The organism is Chitinophaga sp. H8 (assembly GCF_040567655.1).
Taxonomy (GTDB): domain Bacteria; phylum Bacteroidota; class Bacteroidia; order Chitinophagales; family Chitinophagaceae; genus Chitinophaga; species Chitinophaga defluvii.
Genome location: NZ_JBEXAC010000002.1, coordinates 1276081 through 1298306, shown reverse-complemented (window position 1 = coordinate 1298306; position 22226 = coordinate 1276081). Strand labels below are relative to the sequence as shown.

Here is a 22226-nt window from a genome sequence, read left to right as displayed (position 1 = left end):
CTGTTTTTAACGCAACAGGGTAACATTTCCTCTCTTGTTTACAACAGTTCCATCCTGCATGGTGGCGCGCAGTGCGTATACATATACGCCTACCGGCTGTTTCTGTCCACCCATAGTACCATCCCATCCCTGACGCTGATCCTTGGAGGTGAACACCAGCTGACCCCATTGGTTGTACACCCTGAATTCCATCTGCGCGATAGCCGTGCTATATACCAGCAACACATCATTTGCACCGTCTCCATTCGGAGAGAACAGGTTAGGAACAAATATGTTATTGCCTTGCGGGTTGCTTGTCTTACCTGTTACGGCAGCAGACAGTGCACTTGTTTCGCAGGTAGTGTTTCCTACTGCTCTTACCCTTATCGATACTGACTGGTTAGGCCCTAATCCTGTAATGGTATGAGAAGTACCATTTGCGCCGGAGCTTGGTGCAATGAATGTAGTGCCATTATCCAGGGTTACTTCGTATCTGATTGCACCTGGTACTGCTGTCCAGTTGAACGTTACGGAGGTAGCTGTAGTAGTACCTGCTGTTACCACAGGTGTGGCCAATGGCACCTGAACTATTACCTGTGCAGCAGTTCTGGTTAAGCTGATGCAACCGCCATCCTTCATCACACTTTCTACATAGTAAACAGTGGTGGCATTCAGTACATTGGTAGTATATGTATTGCCTTCACCCAGTGATGTTCCTCCTGTAGCTACATCATACCAGCGATAGGTAAGTTTCGCATCCGGATTTTCAACAGTCAGGGTAGCAGTGGTACCAGCACATACAGGGTTCGGTACGAGTACTGAAGCAGGTGCTAACGGACTTGGGTTTACTGACACTGATACCACTTTGGCGGTGCCTGGTTTATTGGCACACTTGTTATCGCCTTTCACAGTAACATAGTATTGTGTGGCAGCGGATAACGGAGAGGTAGTATAAGTAGCGGTAAATGCCACCGGTTTCGTTAAAGCAGCATCTGTATACCAGGTAAATGATGGATTGGTCACAGTTGTACTGGAAGCAGTAAGTGTAGCTTGTCTGCCTGCACAAACCTCTGCATCAGCCGCCTTGATATCAGCAGCAGTAGCATACTCATTCACTTTTACGTTCACCGCTTTCAACGGTCCGCTGGCGCCACCACATCTGTCAGTGCTGCTTACGCTTACATAGTAAGTATAGCTGCCGGCTGCAAGACCTTTGATGGTCAACACCCCATTACCATCCACTCCTAAAGTGATCGGTGTAGTCCGGTTCGAATTTGCAAACCACTGGAAGGTAGGTGCAGTAAGACCGCTGCGTGGTGTTAATACCACATCATCACCTACACAACCACCCTGGTTATCAACTGTAACGTCACCTGGCTGTGCACCTGTATTTACTTTTACCTGTACTGCCTTCAGTGATCCCGCTACATTTTCACACTTGTTGCTACCGCTTACACTTACATAGTAAGTATAGGTACCACCTGTTAAACCACTTACAGTAAGTATGCCTTTCGCATCCACATTGGTAATGATCGGATTCGTTTTATCGGCATTAGCATACCATTTAAATATCGGATTAGTAACGGTAGTGCTGGTTGGAACCAGTACGGCATCTGTCCCTTCACAAATCACCTGGTTGGCGATGGTCACATCATTAGCGGTGCTGGAAGCCGTTACGGTTACCATTACTGCCTTGAGTGCACCGGCTGCATTCTCACACTTGTTGCTGCCGCTTACACTTACATAGTAAGTATAAGTACCTGCTGCCAGACCATTAATAGTCAGTACACCTTTACTATCTACACCGCTGGTAATCGGATCTGTCTTATCTGCTTTAGCATACCATTTAAAGACAGGGTTTGTCACGGTAGCAGAAGTTGGCGTAAGCACGGCGCTACTACCTACACAAACTGTTCTGTCTGCAGCGGTGATATCCGCAGCGGTGCTTGATTCACCTACTGTTACCTTCACTGCTTTGAGTGTGCCGGCTGCATTCTCACATTTATTGGTACCGGTTACGCTCACGTAGTAAGTATAAGTACCACTGGCAAGACCAGTTACCGTCAGCACACCCTTAGCATCTACACCTGTAGTAATAGGTGCAGTTTTATCAGCTTTACCATACCATTTGAATACCGGGTTGGTAACCGTGGTGCTGGTTGGTGTAAGTGTTGCGCTGCTACCTTCACAGATAGATTGATCTGCAGCCGTAATATCAGCGGCAACTGCTGGTGATGTCACAATCACTTTCACTGCTTTCAGTGCATTAGGCACATTTTCACAGGCATTAACACCAGATACACTTACATAATAAGTATAAATACCGGTGGTAAGTCCTTTAACGGTGAGTACGCCTTTACCATCTACTCCCACAGTAATCGGACTTGTTCTATCTGCCTTTGCATACCATTTAAATATTGCATTGGATACGGTAGTGCTGGTTGGTGTAAGTACGGCATCATCACCATTACAGATAGTCTGATCTGCTGCATTAATATCAGCCGCAGTACTACCACCACTTACAGTAAGTGTAATTTTGGTACGTGCACCACTGCCGCAATCACCTGCATTTACGCCCTCTACATAGTAGTTGTAAGTACCTTCTGCCAGATCAGCCAGCGTAGTATAGCTGCTGTTATTGGTTACGATTTTTGCACCTCCTGTAGGAGCATCATACCAGTTGTAAGTAACTCCTGCTACCGTATTCACCTTTAATGTAACCGGTGTATTCAGGCAGGTTACTGATGGGTTACCGGCTGCCGGAGTTGGTGGTATCGGTGCTGCAAGTACAGTTACCTGCACCTTTGCAGATGCGCTGGCACAGCCATTCCTGGAAGCCGTTACAAAGTAATTATGTGTTCCCTGACTCAAAGTGCCAGGTACAATGTATGCCACACTATCTATCAGTTTGTTGCCCTGGCTGTTGAACCATTGGTAAGTAATACCCGGTACAGGATTCTGTACACTGATCACTACTGATTTACCGGCACATACACTTGCATTGGCGGCCTGTACTTTTGGCTGGGCAATAGCACGTTGTGCATAGTTAAAGTTGATCGCTGTCAATGCACCCGCTACACCGGATTTCAGTTTTACTTCTACCATATTAAACTGCTTGGTAGGCACAAATTCAACCAATGCCTGTTTGTTACCATTCAGCAGTTTAAGATGTACAGCCGGATTGCTTACCAGTAAGGAATCACCTGGAGTAGTACCCTGGTAGGTAGTTAACTGTACGCTGGCCAGTAAGGCAGCAGATAATACCTGTCCTGGGTTTTCCAGCATTACACGCACGGTATCATTTGGTGTAGAAGTGCCATTGAATCCTACACGCTGCCATACACTGGCATTCAGTACGCCCAGATCTATTACCAGGGATGAGCCGGTATTGGCATTATCATCTATTACCAGTTGTGGGTTATAGACATTACCCAATACCAGTAATCCGCTACCACCTACACTTTGACTGCTACCTGCCTCACAAGGTATTGGCGCAGGAGAAACTTTCCTGGTGACTACATTCACGGCAGTACGTGCTGACTTACAGCCTGTACCTCCATTCAGTACGGCTTCTACCCAATATGTCTTAGTGCCTGCTGTTTGCTGAGCAGCCGTTGCATAAACAGCACCTTTAAACAAAGTATCTGTACCGTTTGCAGAAGCAAACCAGTTAAATGTAACATTAGCCACCGCAGCTTTTGCTGTCAATACAGATTGTTCGCCTATACCAACAGTATCCGGTGAAGGTGTTACTGTAGGTGCTAACAGTCCGCTGGATGGTGTTACCAGTACTGCTGTTCTGGTTGCTGATACCGTTTTACAGCTATCATTCACAGCTGCTACATAATAAGTAGCTGGTGCTGTAACATTGATTACTTTATATGTAAATCCGCTATCTGTATTAAGCTTGGTGCCGCCAGCAGGTACATTAAACCAGCTATAGCTTAATCCTTTCACTGGGTTGGTAACGGCCAGTACTGCATCTGATCCTGCACATACCTGTACACTGGTAGACAGTACTGTTGGTGCCGCCGGAACAGGCAGTACGTTAACAGCCACCTGGGCTTTAACTGCGCTGGCACAACCACTGGTGGTCCTGTATGCTTCCACCGCATAGCTGGTGCTTGCATTAAGTGTACTTGTAGTAAAGCTGGCGCCGTCCTTACCGGTCTGATAAACACCTGCGGCATTATACCATCTGTAAGTAATACCCGCCACTGGATTCAGCACCTTTAAGGTAGCGGTACCACCTGCACATATTTCTACTTTCGCTGCCTCAACTTTTGGCGCTATCATGGCACGCTGTGCATAGTTGAAGTTGATAGCGGTCAGTGCACCGGCAACACCTGATTTCAATTTCACTTCCACCGCATCAAATGGCTTGGTAGGTACAAACTCTACCAGTGCCTGGCGACCATTATTTAATAATTTAAGACTGAGAACAGGATTACTTACCAGGATGGAATCACCGGCAGTATTACCCTGGTAAGTAGTTAACTGCACACTGGCCAATACTGCGGCAGATAATACCTGGCTTGGGTTTTCCAGCAATACCCTAACTGTGTCACCAGGGCTGGATACGCCATTGAAGCCTGCTTTCTCCCAAACCGCAGCATTCAGCAGCCCCAGATCTATTACCATAGATGCACCTGTATTACTCAGATTGTCTACTGCCAGGGCAGGGTTATAAACATTGCCCAATACCAGCAATCCACTGCTACCCACTGTTTGTGTGGTAGCACCTTCGCATGGCACCGTCTGGTTATCCCCAGCTACTGTATTTACATTCACTGCAGTACGTGCAGAGTTGCAGGTATTGCTACCGCTCAATCTCGCTTCTACCCAATATGTTTTGGTTCCTACTGCCGGCTGTGCAGGTGCAGCAAAGATAGCACCGGTAAACAGGCTGTCTGTACCACTCTGACTGCCATACCATACCAGGATGGCATTACCCACAGTTGCTTTGGCTGTTAAGATAGCCTGTTGCCCTATCACTACTGATGCCGGAGATGGCGTTACAGTTGGTGCGCCCAATGAAGAACCTATTGCGATGTGTACCGCTTTTCTCACTGATGCTGCGCCACAATCGCTTACTGCTTCTACATAATAGGTAGTATCTGTATTTACTTTTAATACTTTATAAGTGCGTCCGCTATCAGCGTTCAGTTTAGTTCCACCGGTCATTGTAGCATACCAGTTGTATTTCAGGTGCTGATCAGGGTTAGCAATAGCCAATACCACATCAGATCCTGCGCAAATCGTCACATTATCAGACTGTACAGCAGGTACAGCAGGTGCCGGTGTTACTACCACCTTTACAGGGATACGATCAGGATTCGGACATCCGTTCGCTCCTACAACTTCTACATAATAAGTAACAGTACCTGCTACTTTAAGGGTATCAGTGGTATAAGTAGGTTGATTACCCAGTACCACCTTGCTGGTAGCATCGGCATACCATTTCACGGTAGTATTGCTGCCAGCAGCAGGCGTTACCTTAAGGGTTGCTTTTGTTCCAACACAGGTAGTTACATCTTTCGTGTCTACGGTTGGGTTTGGATAAATAACCCTTGCTCCGTATATATCCAGACTGGTAAGCAGGTTAGCTGTACCGGTCAGTTTTACTTGTACACCATTATAAGCACCCTTGGCAGGAATGGTTACCACATACTGGTTACCACCCAGCAAACGCAGGTTTAATAATTTAGACAAGGTATCTTTTTTAACCAGGGTGGTGCCGTTAAAGACTGCAATTTCCACTCCTGCCAGTAATCCTACGTCAGCAAGTCCAACAGAAGAACCCAGGAACAACCGGATACTATCGGTCGCTGTACCTGTTGTCGGGAAGATCAGCTGTTGATAGATGGAACCACCCAGTAATCCCACCGGCATACTCAACCGGGTGAAGTTGGTAGTATCCTTATCGATCGCGAAGGTAGGATTGTCAATGCTGCATAATACACAGCCCAGAGTAGTACCAGATAACTGACTGGTAGGTACGTTACATCCATCTTGTGGAATTACCGGTCCGGTAATCGTAATACGTACAGGTACACGGCCAGAGTAGCAACTACCTGCTCCTTTTGCTGCAGCATAGTAGGTGTAGGTTCCAGGGTTTGTGAATGGCCCTACTGCAAAACTTAATCCTCTGCCGGCTTCTACCATAGTAGTAGCATCAGCAAACCAAACCACGGTATCAGCAGCACTGGCAGTGAGTGTTACCTGCTGGCCAGTAGCTGCTACTACATCTCCTGTCACCACTGGTACCACAGGGCCGGTAGCTACTTTCACTACAGCAGCTTTCAGATCGTCAGGTGCATTATCACACTTATTGGTACCGGATACGCTTACATAGTAGGTAGTCGTACCTATACCCAGGCCAGATACTGTCAATGCACCATTGGAAGCAACCGTGTAGGTAACTCCACCTGGATCAGTGAGCCCGTTGGTAATTAACTTGGTTTTAGCGGCATCCTTGTACCAGCTAAATACAGGAGTAGTAACACCAGGGGCAGTTGGTGTCAATACCGCATCTCCGCTTCCGCAAATGTCAGCATCTGCAACAGTGATATCTGCCGGAGTAGCCTTAGCGGTAACAGTTATTTTCACAGGTATACGGTCTGGATTAGGACAATTATTCGTTCCTATCACCTGCAGATAGTAGGTAAATATACCTGCGGTTTTAAATGTATCAGTTTTAAACGCTGGCAGACTGCTTAATAAGGTAGTACCGGTAGAATCAGTATACCATTTGGCAGTAGTACCAGCAGACAAGGTAGCACTCAACTCAACAGGCAGTCCGGCACATGTTGTCACATTCTTTGTTATGGCAGTAGGATTAGGTGCAATGATCCTCGCACCATAAATATCCAGGCTGCTCAATGCATTAAGGGTACCTGTCAGTTTTACCTGTACGCCTGTGAATGCGCCTCCTGCAGGGACAGTTACCATATATTGCTGACCACTTAACAAGCGGAGGGTAAGCACACTGGATAATACATGAGTGCTCACTACAGTGCTGCCATTGAATACTTTTACTTCTGTACCTGCCAGCAATCCAACATCTGCCAGGCCACCCGGAGCATTCATGATCAGACGGATGCTGTCGGTAGCTACTCCCGGAGCAGGGAAGGTCAATTGTTGGTATACGGAACCACCCAGTAATCCCACCGGCATGGTCAAACTCGTGAAATTATTAGGGTCACTATCTATTGAGTTCGTTGGATTTGTCACAGCACATAATACACACCCCAGGGTAGTACCTGATTGCTGCCCATTAGCGGTATTACAATCCGTTCCGGGAGGCACCGTATTCGTTACTGTTACTGTAACAGGCACACGTACTGACTCACAGCCACCAGGAAGTTTGGCCGCCACATAATAGGTATGTACTGTGCTGGCAGCGAATGGCCCTACAGTATAGTTATTTCCGGTGAAGGCCGGAGTAGGAGTCACATTATCACTATACCATACAATCGTAGCACCACCGGTAGAAGTAGCCTGCAGAATTACCTGCTGGCCAGGACTGGTAACCACATTACCAGCTACTACCGGAGGAGTAGCACCAGTAGTAGTATTAATTGTAACCTTCTTCAGGTTACCTGCTGCATTTTCACACCTGTTATCACCAGATACACTAACGTATACGGTAAGTGCCGTAGCACCTACACCTGCCACGGTTAGTTTGCCATTGGCATCCAGTGTATAGGTAATACCAGCATTCACCAGGCCATTGGTGATAGCCTGTGTTTTATTAGCATCTCTGTACCATTTGAATACAGGTGTACCTGTTACATTAGGTGCAGTAGGTGTTAACTCTGCATTAGCGCCACCGCAAACAGTGAAGGTATCTGCAATATTTACATCTGCAGGTGTACCCAATGCGTTTACATTTACGCTTACAGGTATTGTATCAGGATTAGCACAGTTATTCGTGCCAATTACCAGTAAATAAAAAGTATTAACACCAGGTGTATTCAGTGCCGCTGTGGTAAAACTGTTTTGGTTGCTTACCATAGCACGGTTAGCATCATACCAACGTAAAGTAGTACCTGCTGCAGGTGTGGCACTTAAGCTGGCTGTTTGTCCCTGGCAAACTGTTACATTATTTGTAATGGCAGTAGGTACAGGGGAAATAATCCTGGCACCATAGATATCCAGGTTATTCAACAGATTTAGAACACCGGTGAGTTTTATCTGCACCATATTAAAGGCGCCTCCTGCAGGTATTGTCGCAACATATTTATCTCCACTCAGTAAACGCAGGGTAAGCAGATTGGATAAAACGTGTGTGCTTCTAACGGTAGTACCATCCAATACCTTTATTTCCACACCACCTAACAGGCTTACATCCGCCAGACCTCCGGGTGATGCAAATGTTAAGCGGATACTGTCTGTAGCAGCACCAGGTGTTCCGAAGAACAGCTGTTGATATACTGCTCCTCCCAGTAACCCTGCCGGCAGAGAAAGACGGGTAAAGTTATTAGGATCACTGTCAATGGAATTAGTAGGATTGTTTATACTACACAATACACATCCAAGAGTGGTACCGGAAAGCTGATTGTTCGGTACATTACAATCCGGACCAGGCGTAACCGGCCCTGTAACGATCACCGTTACCAGCGAGCGAGTAGATTCACAACCACCAGCCAATTTCACACCGGCAAAGAACTTATAGGTACCTGGGGTGTTGAACGGACCTACCTGATAATTTGCACCAGTGAATACAGCTGCTGCAGTAGTATCAGTATACCATACAATGGTAGCACCAGCAGGTTGTTGTGCGTTCAGCACTACTGTCTGACCGGTAGAAATGGTAAAGGAAGGAGCCACTACAGGAGGTGCCGGCGTACTTGTTACGGTTACATTTACCAGCTTTAAGGTGTTGGCAGCATTTTCACATCTATTGTCACCAGACACACTTACATAATAAGGTACCGTACCAGCAGGCAAACCAATTACAGAGAGCTTACCAGTTGCCGGATCAATCGCATAATGCACACTTCCTTCTACAAGCCCATTGGTGATAGGCTGTGTAGCTGCCGCATCTTTATACCATTTAAATACTTTCGTTCCTGTTACTGCAGGTGCAGTAGGTGTAACCACTGCCAGATTACCGATACATACACTGGTATCCGAAGCAATGATATCTGCTGCAGTAGCCTTGGCATTTACCATAACAGTAACCGGTATAGTATCCGGATTAGCGCAACTGTTAGCACCAATCACCAGTAAATAATATTTATTAGCACCCGGTGTATTCAGCGCAGGCGTTGTAAAACTATTCTGGCTGCTTACCATCGCACGGTTAGCATCATACCAGCGTAGAGATGTACCCGCCGCAGGCGTAGCGCTCAGGGTAGCAGTCTGTCCGGGGCATATAGTCAGATTATTTGTAATGGCGGTAGGAGCAGGAGATATGATTCTTGCGCCATACACGTCCAGGTTGTTGATCAGGTTCGCTACACCGGTGAGCTTTATCTGTACCAGATTAAAGGTACCGGCTGCAGGTACTGTAACAGTGTACTTATTACCAGTCAACAAACGGAGGGTAAGCAAATCTGATACAGTATAGGTAGCTCTTACGGTAGTGCCATCCACTATTTTTATTTCTACGCCACCCAGCAAGCTTACATCTGCCAGACCTCCGGGAGATCCCAGGGTAATACGGATACTATCTGTAGCTGCTCCCTTTGCAGGGAATATCAATTGCTGGAATACGGATCCACCCAGTAAACCAACCGGCATACTGAGGTGGGTAAAATTATTAGGGTTATTGTCTATCGCATTTGTTGGATCGGTAATAGCACACAATACGCACCCCAGGGTGGTGCCGGCAGACTGTGCTGTAGGAATATTACAGTCTGTTCCGGGCGTTACTGGCCCTGTTACCGTTACAGTAACCATAGCCCGGCTGGATTCACATCCGCTGCCGAGCCTGGAGCCCGCAAAATATTTATATGTACCAGGTGTATTAAACGGCCCTACCTGATAGTCCGCACCTGTAAATACAGGAGCAGCAGTGGTATCGGTATACCATACAATCGTAGCACCTGCTGAAGGTTGTGCACTCAGGGTCAGGGATTGTCCTGTAGCGATGGCAAAGCTGGATGCCACTACCGGGGCTGGTACCGGACCGTTATTTGCAATCACTGTTATTTCTCTTCTTTCAGAAGCCGTATTGGTACAGCCATTTCTTGATACCGCTACATAGAACTTATTAATACCGGCAGTAAGTGTACCGGTAGTATACTGTGTACCGCTGGCAACACTGGCACCGGCAGCAGAAGTGTACCAGGTATACGTTTCACCAGCCTTTGGATTATTTACTTTTAATGTAACCGGCGCAATACTGTTGCAGGTAAGCAGGGTATCATTGGCCAGCCCCTGCAAAACAGGTTTGGGGGCTACGCGTAATACTTCATATACTTCAAGGCTTTGCAATGCAGTGGCAAGCCCTCCTCCCAAAGACACTTCTATTCTGTTGAATGACTGGTTAATCGGGAAGGTGAGCATTTGTACATCTACAGACCCCGGCAACAAACGCAGGTTGAGCAAACTTTGTGTAAGCGCCAATGTACCATTGAGCGTGTTATTATTATAAGTGGTCACTGAAAGACTGGTACCTAAAACATTAGCATCCAGTAAACCACCACCAGGGTTTTTGAACAGGATACGTACTGAATCACCCGGTGTAGAATAGGAAGGGTAAAGTACTGTGACAAATGTTTTATTATTCACCGCACTTACATTAGCACGCAAGGTGGCAAATGTTGAAGGATTACCATCAATCGCCTGTTGTGCATTATCCACCGGATTCAGGCCACCGGCTATACTACCGGTAGAACCGCTCAGTAGATCTGCTGGTGCATCACAGGCTATAGCCCCGGCGGCGGCTTTATCAAAGTATGCTTCATACAGCCGCAAGCCACCACCAATCGCAACACCGGTAGTGGTAACACGCACTGCATCATAATCTACGCCATATGTTAAACCCGAAGCAGGTTTATATACCAGATCAAAATCGCTGGCGCCGGCTATTAATGTTAACAGGGAGCTAATTGTACGGCTGGTACCGGCTACGGGTGTATTTCCCTTATATGCCTGTATGCTGATTCCTCCCAGCAGGGATAATAAATCTACCGTACTTCCCATCCTGATATGAATAGAATCTCCGGCTCCCGGAGTAGCACCCGTAAATTTAAACTGCAGCCAGGCACCTCCTAATATCACAGGCGCCAGGGTGGCATATGTGTTGAGGTTACCATCCACTGCCTTAGCCTGGTCATTCACAGCTCCCAGCACGATAATACCATGCTGTTCGGCATTGGCATACACCCGTTGTGTAGCTCTCAGCTGAGCCTGGGATTGCAGATTACCTATTGTCAGCAATGCGATCACTGCTATCAACATGCCTATTGCCTTTGCAGGTATGCTGATTACCCGCCTTTCAACTATTTTAAGATAATTAGCTATTGCCTTACTGAGTAGCAAAAAGGGTAAAGACAGGATAACAAATAAAGTGCGCAGAAGGCCTTTAGGAGTAACGTTTTGATACATAATATCAACTGTTTGAATAATAGGATGTACGGTTTAGTCATTAGCTTAAACTAATAACTACTCTAGGGCAGGCAGGCAGGTTATAAACTGGGGAGAAGAGGGCTGTCAGAATATGGGATTACGCCACTGATAATTTTGATAGTAAACCTTTTCTCATATGTTAACGGATTGTTAGTACAGTACGAAAGTAGGGGGATAGTGCGTCAAAGTAAAAGTCCTTTTCATTCATTAATATTGCCAGAATGCCAATTCGTTCAAATAGTGATATCTTGTTCATTTTATTCATTTATTAAAATATCATATTCTTTTACTTCCCTATAAGAAAGGTTATAATAACTTGTAATAATCCCGTTAATTATTCATATTTTATACAATTAATTGATTATCAATAAATATATTATTCACATTATCAACATATGATAATATTTTAAATAACAATTGCTTATTTTAGAGATTTTAGATCAAAAAAATCTAAATAGCTCATTAACTCGTACTTATTGCTGTACCTAATCCATTTCTGTCCCCTATGATAGATCTATCCTATGACTTTATCATAACACTGCAAAAGGAGGTTTTACGCAGGTTTGGTGTTGAAGTCATGTTACCAGGAGATTGTAAACATCTCTCGCTTTCCATCCTGGAGGCTACCACTAAACTGGTAAGCGAAACCACGCTCAAGCGGGTATTCGGATTTGCTGTGGCCCAACATAGCTTCTCCCGATACACACTCAATACCTTGTCTCAATACTGCGAGTATAAAGATTGGGAGGACTTCCAATTACATCATTATAAGGAGCTGAATGGCGCCCCGTCCGTAGATAACAGCAAATGGTCTGATCTGAAAACAAAAGCAGATGCTGTTTCCCATTATACCATACTTACACTAAAGAACCGCTCCGGCATTTCTTTTGGCCATACCGTACACCGCCAATATTGTACTGCGCATATAGAACGGTTCCTGGAAAGCGACTATGCAGCCACTGCGCTCATTGCTCCTGCCGGATGGGGTAAATCAGTGGCGCTGGTGCACCTGGCTGAGCATTTTTGGTTTGGGAAGGAGGCCAGGTACAAACAGGATATCTGCTGGTTTATACATGCCCATGCGGCCGGCAGCCTCCTGTTAAAGGGATTTTCCCTTTCTTCCTGGCTGGATAACCAGTTAAATCTGGGCAACGGGGAAAATTTCCGGGAATACTTTGCCAGCCACTTTGATAAAAAAGGCGGCCGGTTAATATTAATAATTGACGGTTTTGATGAAATCGCGGTGGCCGGGGATAAACTGCGCCTCCTGTATACCAAACTGGAAGACTTTGTCTATTCCAATGACCTTTACCCCTGGGTAAAAGTCATTCTGTCCATCCGCAGCAATACCTGGAGCGAGATATTCCAGCACTCCCAGCAATATCCTGCCTTCCGGCGCTACTGGTATGTAGGCCCTGAAATGGACGAGGAAACCAATATTAACCTGCCTCCGCTCACCGAACAGGAAGTGAAGGCCATTCTTTATAATCACCAGTTTGATCCGGGTACTGTCCGGTTGTTTTCCGAAAACTTTCTCCATAAACTGCGGCACCCCTATTACCTGCAGCTATTTTGCCAGCTTAATACCGGGCCGGAGCAGACTTTTGTGGATGAACACCTCAGCCTGTTTGAAATTGTATCCAAGTTCATCCAGAACAGGGTATTCAATTCGCAGAGTAACTCCTTCAAGATCAAGATCATTGAGAAGCTACTCTGTCTGCTGGACCTGGGCAGGGGAGGACAATATATTGATAAAAACCTGCTGCTGAATCAAAATGCGGACCTTTTCCCCGCCTATAAGGAGCTGATCGCTGATAATATACTGGTAGAGGAAAACCTGAGCCAGGAAATTATGTTCCATGTAAAAGTGCGGTTTGCCCATAATTTCCTGCTGGAATATTTCACGGCAATGCACTTTATACAACAGAGCGACCAGGCCATATCAGAAAGCATGCTGCAAAAGGTACTGGAACACCTCCCTCAATCCCCTTACCGGGTAGGAGTGTTTATCTGGTTATTAAGATATGCGATCAACCATGCACAAACAGATGGTATTCAACGCATGTTTTACCTGCCGCTTTCCAATATTGAGAAGTCGCACATGCTGGAGTACCTTGTACTGCACTACCATCATGAAGCTACCAGCCAGATGGAATTGAAGTCTATTTTTCCGGCGGGCTACTTTAAAAAGCACCCGCTTAATCACCTGATTACTGACGACTTTATACATTTCAGAAAACGCAAGGTATTAAACGCCCTGCTTACCCTGGCAGAGGCTCCGGAAGACAAACTCAAGATCAGAAGCATCCTGTTTACCGTTGCCCTGCTCCAGCTGGACGCAGAGCAATGTGAACTGGAGCTGAATAATATTAAAAAGATTTATACTGCTGAAAACTTTGATGAGGACCTCTGGATAACACCATATGAGATTTCTCTCTTTGTGTACGAATTCCTGAAATTTGGCATCGTTAACGAAGCTATTAAAGAAAAGCTCTATTCTTACAAGCTTTATCATAACAAGTCCAGCAGGGAAGCTATCTCCGTATCCCAGGAAATTGTATACCGCAATATGGGAGTAGCATTTATCCTGTTGAATGACCATGCCCAGTTGCTTGAATTTACCACCAGCCTGTTTGAAAGTCACCCTTCCCTGCCACACCAGAAAACAGACCCTTTCCGGTTAATGCTGCTTTGCTGGCAGGCGCAGGCACACCTTGGGCTGGGTAATACCCAGGCAGCAGAAAGAATCTGCAAGCATGCGGAACAGATCCTGAAACGGTATGCCTCAGATTATTTCAGTGGAAAATACCTGGAATCATTGCAGAAAATGATTTATGCCCGTGTATATTATAATGAGAAAGAATTCAATAAGGCTATCCGTACCGCAGAAACAGCAGTAGAAGTAGCACAAAAACTTGATTTCAAACTACTGGCACTGATGAATTTCGGCTTGCTGAATAAGATCTACCAGCAGCTGCACATGGAGAAACAGAAGCATGATACCCTGCAACAAATTGAGCTGATCCGGAAAAGTACTTCCTTCAAGCAGGCAGTACCTAATTTTGCTTTATAGCTCTCTAAATGGCCGTAGGCTTTTCCGTTATTCTGGCATAATTTTGCGTTATTGCATAGCATAATGGCCATTGATGAAAGTAAATACACTCCTTTTCAGCATTTTCTGCTTAACCTGTTAAGCCTCCTGACCCTGATTCCGGTAGCACCGTTTATTAACCGGTATATTCCTACCCTTGTAATAGCTGGATGGCACCTGGATCTGTTTGTATCCATTCTGATCGCGTTTTTAATGACCCGGTTGCTGTTCTGGGTTTTCAGGCCACTGATCGTTCCTGCCTTCCTGCTTGTTTGTGGCGTATTGGTGTATAACCACTTCACTGATAATTATACTTTCCGGAATGTTTTGAATGATTATACCAGCATGGTACAGGGCAACTGGGGTGCAAAAGACAATAAGCAACTGGATATCCTCAGCTTTTACCCCCGCCGGGTAGAAAGTTACCGTGACAAAACTGTCCGGGGGATCCGGGAAAAAATCAACTTCCAGGATTCCGTAGTACGCAATTTCTCCGTACAGCATTCGCTGGCAGACTTTGATGAGTATTTTCCTAAATACGGTAAGATAGTGCGCTTCCTGTCACTATTCCGCTATATCAACACGAATTTCAAATATGTGCTGGACTCACAGCGGGATGAATATTTTGCTACACCAATGGAAACTATCAGAAATGGATTGGGTGGCGACTGTGATGATCATTCCCTGCTGATGACCTCCTGCCTGCAATCCATAGGGGCCCGCACCCGTATTGTACTTATCAAGGGACATGCTTACCCAGAACTCTATTGCGGTTCAAAAGAAGATTTCGAGATCATGAAACAGGCCATTATTACCTTGTTTCCCAAACCTCCGGTAAAGCAGCTGTATTATCATGAAATGAAAGGAGAATATTGGATTAACCTTGACTACACGGCACGTCATCCGGGCGGCCCTTATATGAACGACCAGGTATATGCCCTTATTGAGTTATGAGTTGTGAGGGCTACATTTGCAGGAGTAATAACATAATCTATGTAGATGAGTGCATTTAACCGCATCAGAAAATACCACTCTTTTTTCCGGTTTAAAAGGGATTTTGAACGCTACAGTTTACGCAAGGCCAAAAGCTATGAAATTATTATTCACTGGCTGCACAGCAAATTAAACAGAAATCAGTTTCTCCTGTTTTCTGGTATCCTGGTAGGCTGCGCAGCCGGATTAGCCGGGGTAGTACTTAAAATGCTGGTTCACTATATCCACTACTTCATCACGCACAAAGTACACTTCAGCACCCAGGTAGTATTTTACCTGGTATTCCCTTTCCTGGGCATTGTGCTCACCACGCTTATAGTGATCTGGTTTTTCAAAGGGCAGTCGCGTAAAGGGATTCCCGCCATTCTATACGAGATCGCGCAAAACTCCAGCCTCATCCCATCTGTAAAAATGTATTCCCAGATACTACAGAGTGCTGTTACGGTAGGGTTGGGAGGCTCTGCAGGGCTGGAAAGCCCAATCGCAGTAACGGGTGCTGCCCTGGGCTCCAATTATGCACGTACTTATCACCTTGGTTATAAAGAACGGACCTTGTTGCTAGCAGCAGGCGCCACCGCGGGAATTGCGTCTGCTTTTAATGCCCCTATTGCGGGTATGATGTTCGCCTTTGAAATTCTGCTGACGGGTGTTGTATTCTCTGATTTCCTGCCGCTGATCGTAGCGGCAGTATGCGGGAGCCTTATCTCCAAAATCATTTTACAGGAAGACGTACTTTTTCATTTTGAGTCGCGCGTACCTTTTAACTACCGCAATCTGCTTTTCTACCTTGGATTAGCATTACTCTGTGGCCTGTATGCCCGTTATTTTGTAGTGATTTCACAGCGGATAGAACATTTCTTCCACCGCCTCAAATGGAGCACTTTACGAAGGGCGATGTTAGGCGGCCTGCTGGTATCGGTGCTCTGCGTAGCTATGCCTCCTTTATTCGGAGAAGGGTATACCAGCGTAAAATCCCTGGCTACCGGCAATGCAGATGCGATTATTCAAAACAGCTTTTTCCGGTACCTGCCGGTACAAAGCTGGATCATCCTGCTCTTTACCGGATGTATCTGCCTGCTGAAAGCATTTGCTACCGCAATCACTATTCAAAGCGGGGGTAATGGCGGGAACTTTGCGCCTTCGCTGTTTGCCGGCGGATTCCTGGGTTATTTCTTTGCGATGATGTGTGCACAACTTGGTATCGCAGAGGTTCCTGTTACCAACCTGGTAATTGTAGGGATGGCCGGAGTGATGAGCGGGGTATTATATGCACCGCTTACTGCTATCTTCCTGATTGCAGAGTCCAGCTCCGGATACGACCTGTTTATTCCGCTCATGATCGTATCCACGATTTCTTTTTTAATGGCGAAATGGTTTGCGCCTATTTCGCCGGACCTGAAACAGCTGGCAGACGATGGGAAAATCTTTACCCGTGAGCACGACAAAAACATCCTGTCCATTATGCGGCTGGAAGAACTCATAGAAAGAGATGTACAACTGATTGATATGAATGCCACCCTCCGCCAGCTGATAGAGTTGATCAAGGACGGGAAAAGGAATATTATTGCGGTGGTTCAGTCACAGGGTATCCTGGAGGGTATTATCACACTGGATGATATTCGTCCCATCATGTTCAGCCCCGATCTTTATGATACTATCACTTTAAAGGAGCTTAAAAAAGCGCCTCCTGCAGTGGTGTATCCTGGAGAAAATATCGCTGATGTGATTAAGAAATTTGATGAAACGCAGGTATGGAATCTGCCGGTAGTGAATGAGAATGGCCACCTGGAAGGCTTCCTCTCCAAATCAAGCATATTGAACAAATACCGTATGCTGCTGCAGGAGTATTCTGAAGAATAAAGCTATATTATCATATTAAAGGTGCTATTATGCCTAAAATTCTGATTCTTTTCGCGCACCCCGCACTGGAAAAATCGCGCCTGCATGCACAACTGCTGCAGGAAGTCAAAAAGATTCCGGGGATCACCTTACAGGACCTCTATGAAGCTTATCCGGATTTTGATATTGATGTACAACGGGAGCAGGCACTCCTGCTGCAGCATGATATCATTTTCCTGCAACATCCATTTTACTGGTACAGTGCGCCTGCCTTGGTAAAACAATGGGAGGACCTGGTACTGGAGCATGGATGGGCGTATGGCAAAACAGGTAAAGCATTACAGGGTAAATATTTTGGCAGCATCATCTCTGCCGGAGGGCAGGAGAGTGCATACCAGCCTGAAGGGCATCACCATTACACCATGCAACAGTTTCTCATTCCCTTTTCACAAACTGCCGCACTATGTAACATGGAATACCTCCCGCCATTTGTAATACATGGCGCACATCTGCTGGATGAATATGGTATCCGCCAGTATGTGACTGCTTACCGGCAAGTGCTGGAATTATTGCGAGATGGTAGTTATACCACACAACAGCTCCGGCAACTGAAAGATTTGCAGCAACTCCTCTCTCATCCCGTTCAAACTTCCTGATATGGACCAACACGCGCTTTTATTTCAGGCAATGGTATACCTGGCAGCTGCCATTGTAGCCGTGCCGGTGGCGAAGAAACTAGGGCTGGGAGCTGTTCTCGGTTATCTATTGGCAGGCATTATTATAGGCCCTTCCTTATTGGGATTTATAGGTCATGAAGGACAGGACATTATGCACTTTGCAGAATTCGGTGTGGTGATGATGCTGTTCCTGATAGGATTGGAACTGGAGCCTGCCCTTTTATGGAAACTGCGGGCTTCTATATTGGGGCTAGGTGGTTTGCAGGTAACGGTAACCATCGGTGTGATAACCGGCGTGGCGTTGTTGCTGGGCCAGCCACTGAATGTATCCCTGGCATTAGGTATGATCTTCTCTGTTTCTTCCACTGCCATTGTATTACAAACCCTCAATGAAAAGGGATGGATGGGATCAGCAGGCGGACAGAGTTCCTTTGCGGTATTGCTGTTCCAGGACATTGCCGTCATCCCGATGCTGGCTGTATTTCCATTACTGGGTGCCAACGTATTAACCACCGACAGCGAAGCCACACACCCCTTTACAGAAAACCTGCCCGGCTGGGTGCATACCCTGGTAGTGCTGGGCGCAGTAGCAATTATTGTGATAGGGGGCCGTTACCTGGTGCGGCCACTCATGCGGGTCATCGCACGAACCAGGGTAAGAGAGTTATTTACAGCATCGGCATTGCTGCTGGTGATTTCCGTTGCAGTGCTGATGTCACTGGTAGGATTGAGTCCTGCGCTGGGCGCATTTCTTGGTGGGGTAGTACTGGCCAATAGTGAATACCGGCATGAACTGGAGAGCGATATAGAACCTTTCAAAGGGCTGCTGTTAGGGTTGTTCTTTATGGCAGTAGGGGCTTCCATTGATTTTCACCTGGTGTTGTCAAATCCCTTGCTGATGCTGGGCATGGTAGCAGCCCTGATGATGATCAAGGGGATTGTATTGTGGGGCCTGGGCAAAACATTTAAGCTCAGTACAGAACAAAGCTTATTGTTTGCTTTTGGATTGTCGGAGGTAGGGGAGTTTGGTTTTGTGCTGCTTTCCTTTTCCCGGCAAAACAATATCCTGACTGCGGAGATGACCAATATGATGACCGCTGTAGTAGCCATCAGTATGGCGCTTACCCCGCTGGTGATCTTATTCTATGAAAGGCTGTTGCTGCCACGTTTTACATTAGCGTCCACCGGCAATACCCGTGATGCGGATGATATCCATGGCAAGAATCCGATCATCGTAGCAGGCTTTGGCAGGTTTGGCAATGTAGTAGGTCGTTTTTTAAGGGCCAATGGAGTACGTGCTACCATCCTGGACCTGGATTCCGACCGGGTGGATGCACTCCATGATCTGGGTATTAAGGTTTATTATGGAGACGCCTCCCGGTATGATATGCTGGTAGCTGCAGGCGCCGCCGATGCCAAAATACTGATTGTAGCCATGGATACGGTAGAACAAACCCTGGAAGTAGTGAAGATGGTCCGCAAGTATTTCCCCAATCTGCAAATGCTGGTAAAAGCAGAGGATGTACCTGATACTTTCAACCTGATGGAGCTGGGTGTATTGCATATATACCGGGAAACACTGGATACCTCACTGCGTATGGGGAGTGATGCCCTGCATATGCTGGGCTTCCGGGCTTATCGCACCCAGCGTGCCGCGCGTACTTTTGCCCGGCATAATGAAAAGATCCTCAAAGAATTATCCGCTATGCGGGATGATAAAAAGCAATACATCAATACGATGAAAGACCGGATTAATGACCTGGAAAAACTCATTACTTCCGATAAGGTAAGTACCTGGCTGGATGAAGGACAGGCATGGGATCCTGAATCATTACGGGAGGAGGTAAGAAACAGCCAGACTGATGAAGATGTCGCAAAACTAACAGATGGTAATACCGGGCCTATTGTATAGCGGGTGTCTATCGCAGTAGTTGTTATCGCGATCGCCGCGGGGATGCCTATGCATCTTCTTTACCGGCCTCATGTGCTTCAATACCGGCAGCGATCTGTTGTAATAACCCGGTATCAATTGTATGTGGTGTGGTGCCATATACCGGGGCGGCCCCCAATGCACGCAAATTGCCTTCTTCATCCTGTTCAAAGGTAATTTCCTGGCCTTCCACCACTACTTTATAAACAGCTTTGTACTGCTGATACCACGTACGGATTTCCAGTATATGAGGTTTCCCTTTATGCACCAATTTCAACAGGAAATTATCCATGTACGCAGCTGATTTTAATGGTAAAACAGTATTGTTGTTTATACTTCCGGATTACTTTGATTCCGGTGGTAAAAGCGCCTTATTCTCATCTTCTCATTGCGGGACATCTGGTGAATCAGCAATAAAGAAAAGTAAGCTACTGCACTGATGATAAAGATATAACCAATAAACCCTAATGTGTGAAATACACCGTACCAGATCCAGTCATTATCAATAGCATATTGTGCCAGGATAGCCATTAAAGCGCCTAAAAAAGCGAGTGCGAGTGCAATTTTTTTCATCTGGGTTATATTATGGGATAAAAAAATCTGTCCTATTACATACTCCGGCAAATGAAATGCCAGTGTATGATATACGATAAACGCCCAGACACGGATGATTGTTTTGTAGATTTTTCTCCTCATTTAGTTGCAGGGAGATGAACAACAATGTGTTATCTCCCCTATTATTTTATAGCTGCAACCTGATCTTCAGTTTATTTAATCCCCTCACTACATATATCAGGACTACCGCATATACCATACACCAGATAATACCAGGTATTCCGCTGCCAAATGCCTCCGGCCAGCTAAGGTGCAACAGCCCCATCAGCGCATAAATAATGGAAGGCAAAATATACATCAGGAGTGGGTTGGCAGCTGCAGGCCGGACAAAGGCTGTCCAGCTGTTCTGTTGCTTTAAATCTATCAGCCAGTATAGCAGTGCAAAAATAACACAGCAAATGCCTGCACTGTATAAACACCAACTTGGTGTAGCACGGATCTTGGAGATCTCATACCAGGGACGAAGTATAGTAGCTACAATAAAAAGTACCGCGGCTAAAATACCTGCCCATATGAATCGATGTCTGACCGGTGTATCTTTTTCCTGGTTGAAAAAAATAAGTGATAATACTATCCCGCACAGTACAATAGAAGTATGTGCTATATGCCCTCTTCGTGGAGAGATCCAATCCCAGCCGGAATCGTGTATAGCCGGTAGTTTGCAGATGATGTATACTAATACACAAACCGCTATCATGATGGCTATCCCGATGATATTCCCCTTCAGTAACAGGTAGATAATACTGGCATAGAGATAGGCCCAGCCGATTAATCCAAGGATACCCCACCAGCCGATTTCCATATGATGTGTGCCGTCTTTACCGCCTCTGTAAATAAAGGCCAGTATAATCAAACCAGCGATCCCTATTCCTTTTAATGCCAGGCTGATTTTCTTTTGCTGAAAAGTATACACATTCCACACCAGTATAGCGCAAGCATAAAACAAGAGTGTCCATACATGAATAGACATTCCCATAGCGGCTTCGTTATAATCATCTTCTGAATTCACCATAAACAAGCCTAACACCAGCAGTCCAATCGTACGCCATAAGATATGCCCTGCCAGCTGCATAAAACTATCTCCTTTTGAGAGCCGGTTATTCACGGCAAAGGGGATAGACATACCCACTATAAACAAGAATGCGGGAAATACTACATCTACAAAAGTCATCGCATCTTCTGCCACGCCCACATGTTTCATCCAGGAGGGAATTCCTGCTACACCGGCTACTTCATTTACAAATATCATTACCAGGATAGTAATACCTCTGAAGGCATCAATGGATAGCACCCGTTGGGTGGTGAGCTTATTAATCATGGTTTACCAGGTTTAAGGAAGGTAACAGTACAGTACAAAAAAGTAATATAAAAACTTCCCGGTTAGATAATTTCTATTTTTTATAACCGGCATCTTCTCCAACAGCTGGCATTCTCTTACCTTTTTTCAACATGGGTAGTGGTGACTAACGGTATAGTCTATCTTATTATCTGCATTTCGCGCGTAACACTTATGTTTGATACA

The 22226-nt window shown here is 45.8% G+C and carries 9 protein-coding genes; 5 read left to right on the top strand and 4 right to left on the bottom strand.

The window, feature by feature from the left end:
• Nucleotides 1–6 precede the first annotated feature (6 nt).
• The gene (locus tag ABR189_RS19160) at nt 7–11538 is read right to left on the bottom strand and encodes an Ig-like domain-containing protein (RefSeq protein WP_354662079.1); all 11532 of its coding nucleotides are present in this window, start codon (nt 11536–11538) and stop codon (nt 7–9) included.
• 526 nt (nt 11539–12064) lie between these two features.
• Here ABR189_RS19160 and ABR189_RS19155 point away from each other — a divergent pair.
• From ABR189_RS19155 to ABR189_RS19135, 5 genes are all read left to right on the top strand, one after another.
• The gene (locus ABR189_RS19155; RefSeq protein ID WP_354662078.1) at nt 12065–14632 is read left to right on the top strand and encodes an NACHT domain-containing protein; all 2568 of its coding nucleotides are present in this window, start codon (nt 12065–12067) and stop codon (nt 14630–14632) included.
• Nucleotides 14633–14695: 63 nt separating this feature from the next.
• Entirely contained in the window at nt 14696–15604 is a 909-nt protein-coding gene (locus ABR189_RS19150; protein ID WP_354662077.1) for a transglutaminase domain-containing protein, read from the top strand.
• Nucleotides 15605–15649: 45 nt separating this feature from the next.
• The gene (locus tag ABR189_RS19145; protein ID WP_354662076.1) at nt 15650–17503 is read left to right on the top strand and encodes a chloride channel protein; all 1854 of its coding nucleotides are present in this window, start codon (nt 15650–15652) and stop codon (nt 17501–17503) included.
• Nucleotides 17504–17532: 29 nt separating this feature from the next.
• The gene (gene kefF, locus ABR189_RS19140) at nt 17533–18138 is read left to right on the top strand and encodes a glutathione-regulated potassium-efflux system oxidoreductase KefF (protein WP_354662075.1); all 606 of its coding nucleotides are present in this window, start codon (nt 17533–17535) and stop codon (nt 18136–18138) included.
• A gap of 1 nt (nt 18139) precedes the next feature.
• Nucleotides 18140–20071 (top strand): monovalent cation:proton antiporter-2 (CPA2) family protein, encoded by a 1932-nt coding sequence (locus tag ABR189_RS19135; protein WP_354662074.1) that lies wholly within the window; start codon nt 18140–18142, stop codon nt 20069–20071.
• A 46-nt stretch (nt 20072–20117) separates the two neighbouring features.
• Here the strand turns inward: ABR189_RS19135 and ABR189_RS19130 are convergent, their stop codons facing one another.
• The 3 genes from ABR189_RS19130 to ABR189_RS19120 form a co-directional block, all read right to left on the bottom strand.
• Nucleotides 20118–20381 (bottom strand): hypothetical protein, encoded by a 264-nt coding sequence (locus ABR189_RS19130; RefSeq protein ID WP_354662073.1) that lies wholly within the window; start codon nt 20379–20381, stop codon nt 20118–20120.
• 38 nt (nt 20382–20419) lie between these two features.
• Nucleotides 20420–20662, bottom strand: a complete 243-nt coding sequence (locus tag ABR189_RS19125; protein ID WP_354662072.1) for a hypothetical protein — start codon at nt 20660–20662, stop codon at nt 20420–20422.
• A gap of 169 nt (nt 20663–20831) precedes the next feature.
• Nucleotides 20832–22022 (bottom strand): DUF5009 domain-containing protein, encoded by a 1191-nt coding sequence (locus ABR189_RS19120; RefSeq protein ID WP_354662071.1) that lies wholly within the window; start codon nt 22020–22022, stop codon nt 20832–20834.
• Nucleotides 22023–22226 lie beyond the last annotated feature (204 nt).

Coding starts and splice junctions, on each gene's coding strand:
- ABR189_RS19160 (WP_354662079.1), bottom strand. CDS start 11,538: ATGTATCAAAACGTTACTCCTAAAGGCCTTCTGCGCACTTTATTTGTT.
- ABR189_RS19155 (WP_354662078.1), top strand. CDS start 12,065: ATGATAGATCTATCCTATGACTTTATCATAACACTGCAAAAGGAGGTT.
- ABR189_RS19150 (WP_354662077.1), top strand. CDS start 14,696: ATGGCCATTGATGAAAGTAAATACACTCCTTTTCAGCATTTTCTGCTT.
- ABR189_RS19145 (WP_354662076.1), top strand. CDS start 15,650: ATGAGTGCATTTAACCGCATCAGAAAATACCACTCTTTTTTCCGGTTT.
- kefF (WP_354662075.1), top strand. CDS start 17,533: ATGCCTAAAATTCTGATTCTTTTCGCGCACCCCGCACTGGAAAAATCG.
- ABR189_RS19135 (WP_354662074.1), top strand. CDS start 18,140: ATGGACCAACACGCGCTTTTATTTCAGGCAATGGTATACCTGGCAGCT.
- ABR189_RS19130 (WP_354662073.1), bottom strand. CDS start 20,381: ATGGATAATTTCCTGTTGAAATTGGTGCATAAAGGGAAACCTCATATA.
- ABR189_RS19125 (WP_354662072.1), bottom strand. CDS start 20,662: ATGAAAAAAATTGCACTCGCACTCGCTTTTTTAGGCGCTTTAATGGCT.
- ABR189_RS19120 (WP_354662071.1), bottom strand. CDS start 22,022: ATGATTAATAAGCTCACCACCCAACGGGTGCTATCCATTGATGCCTTC.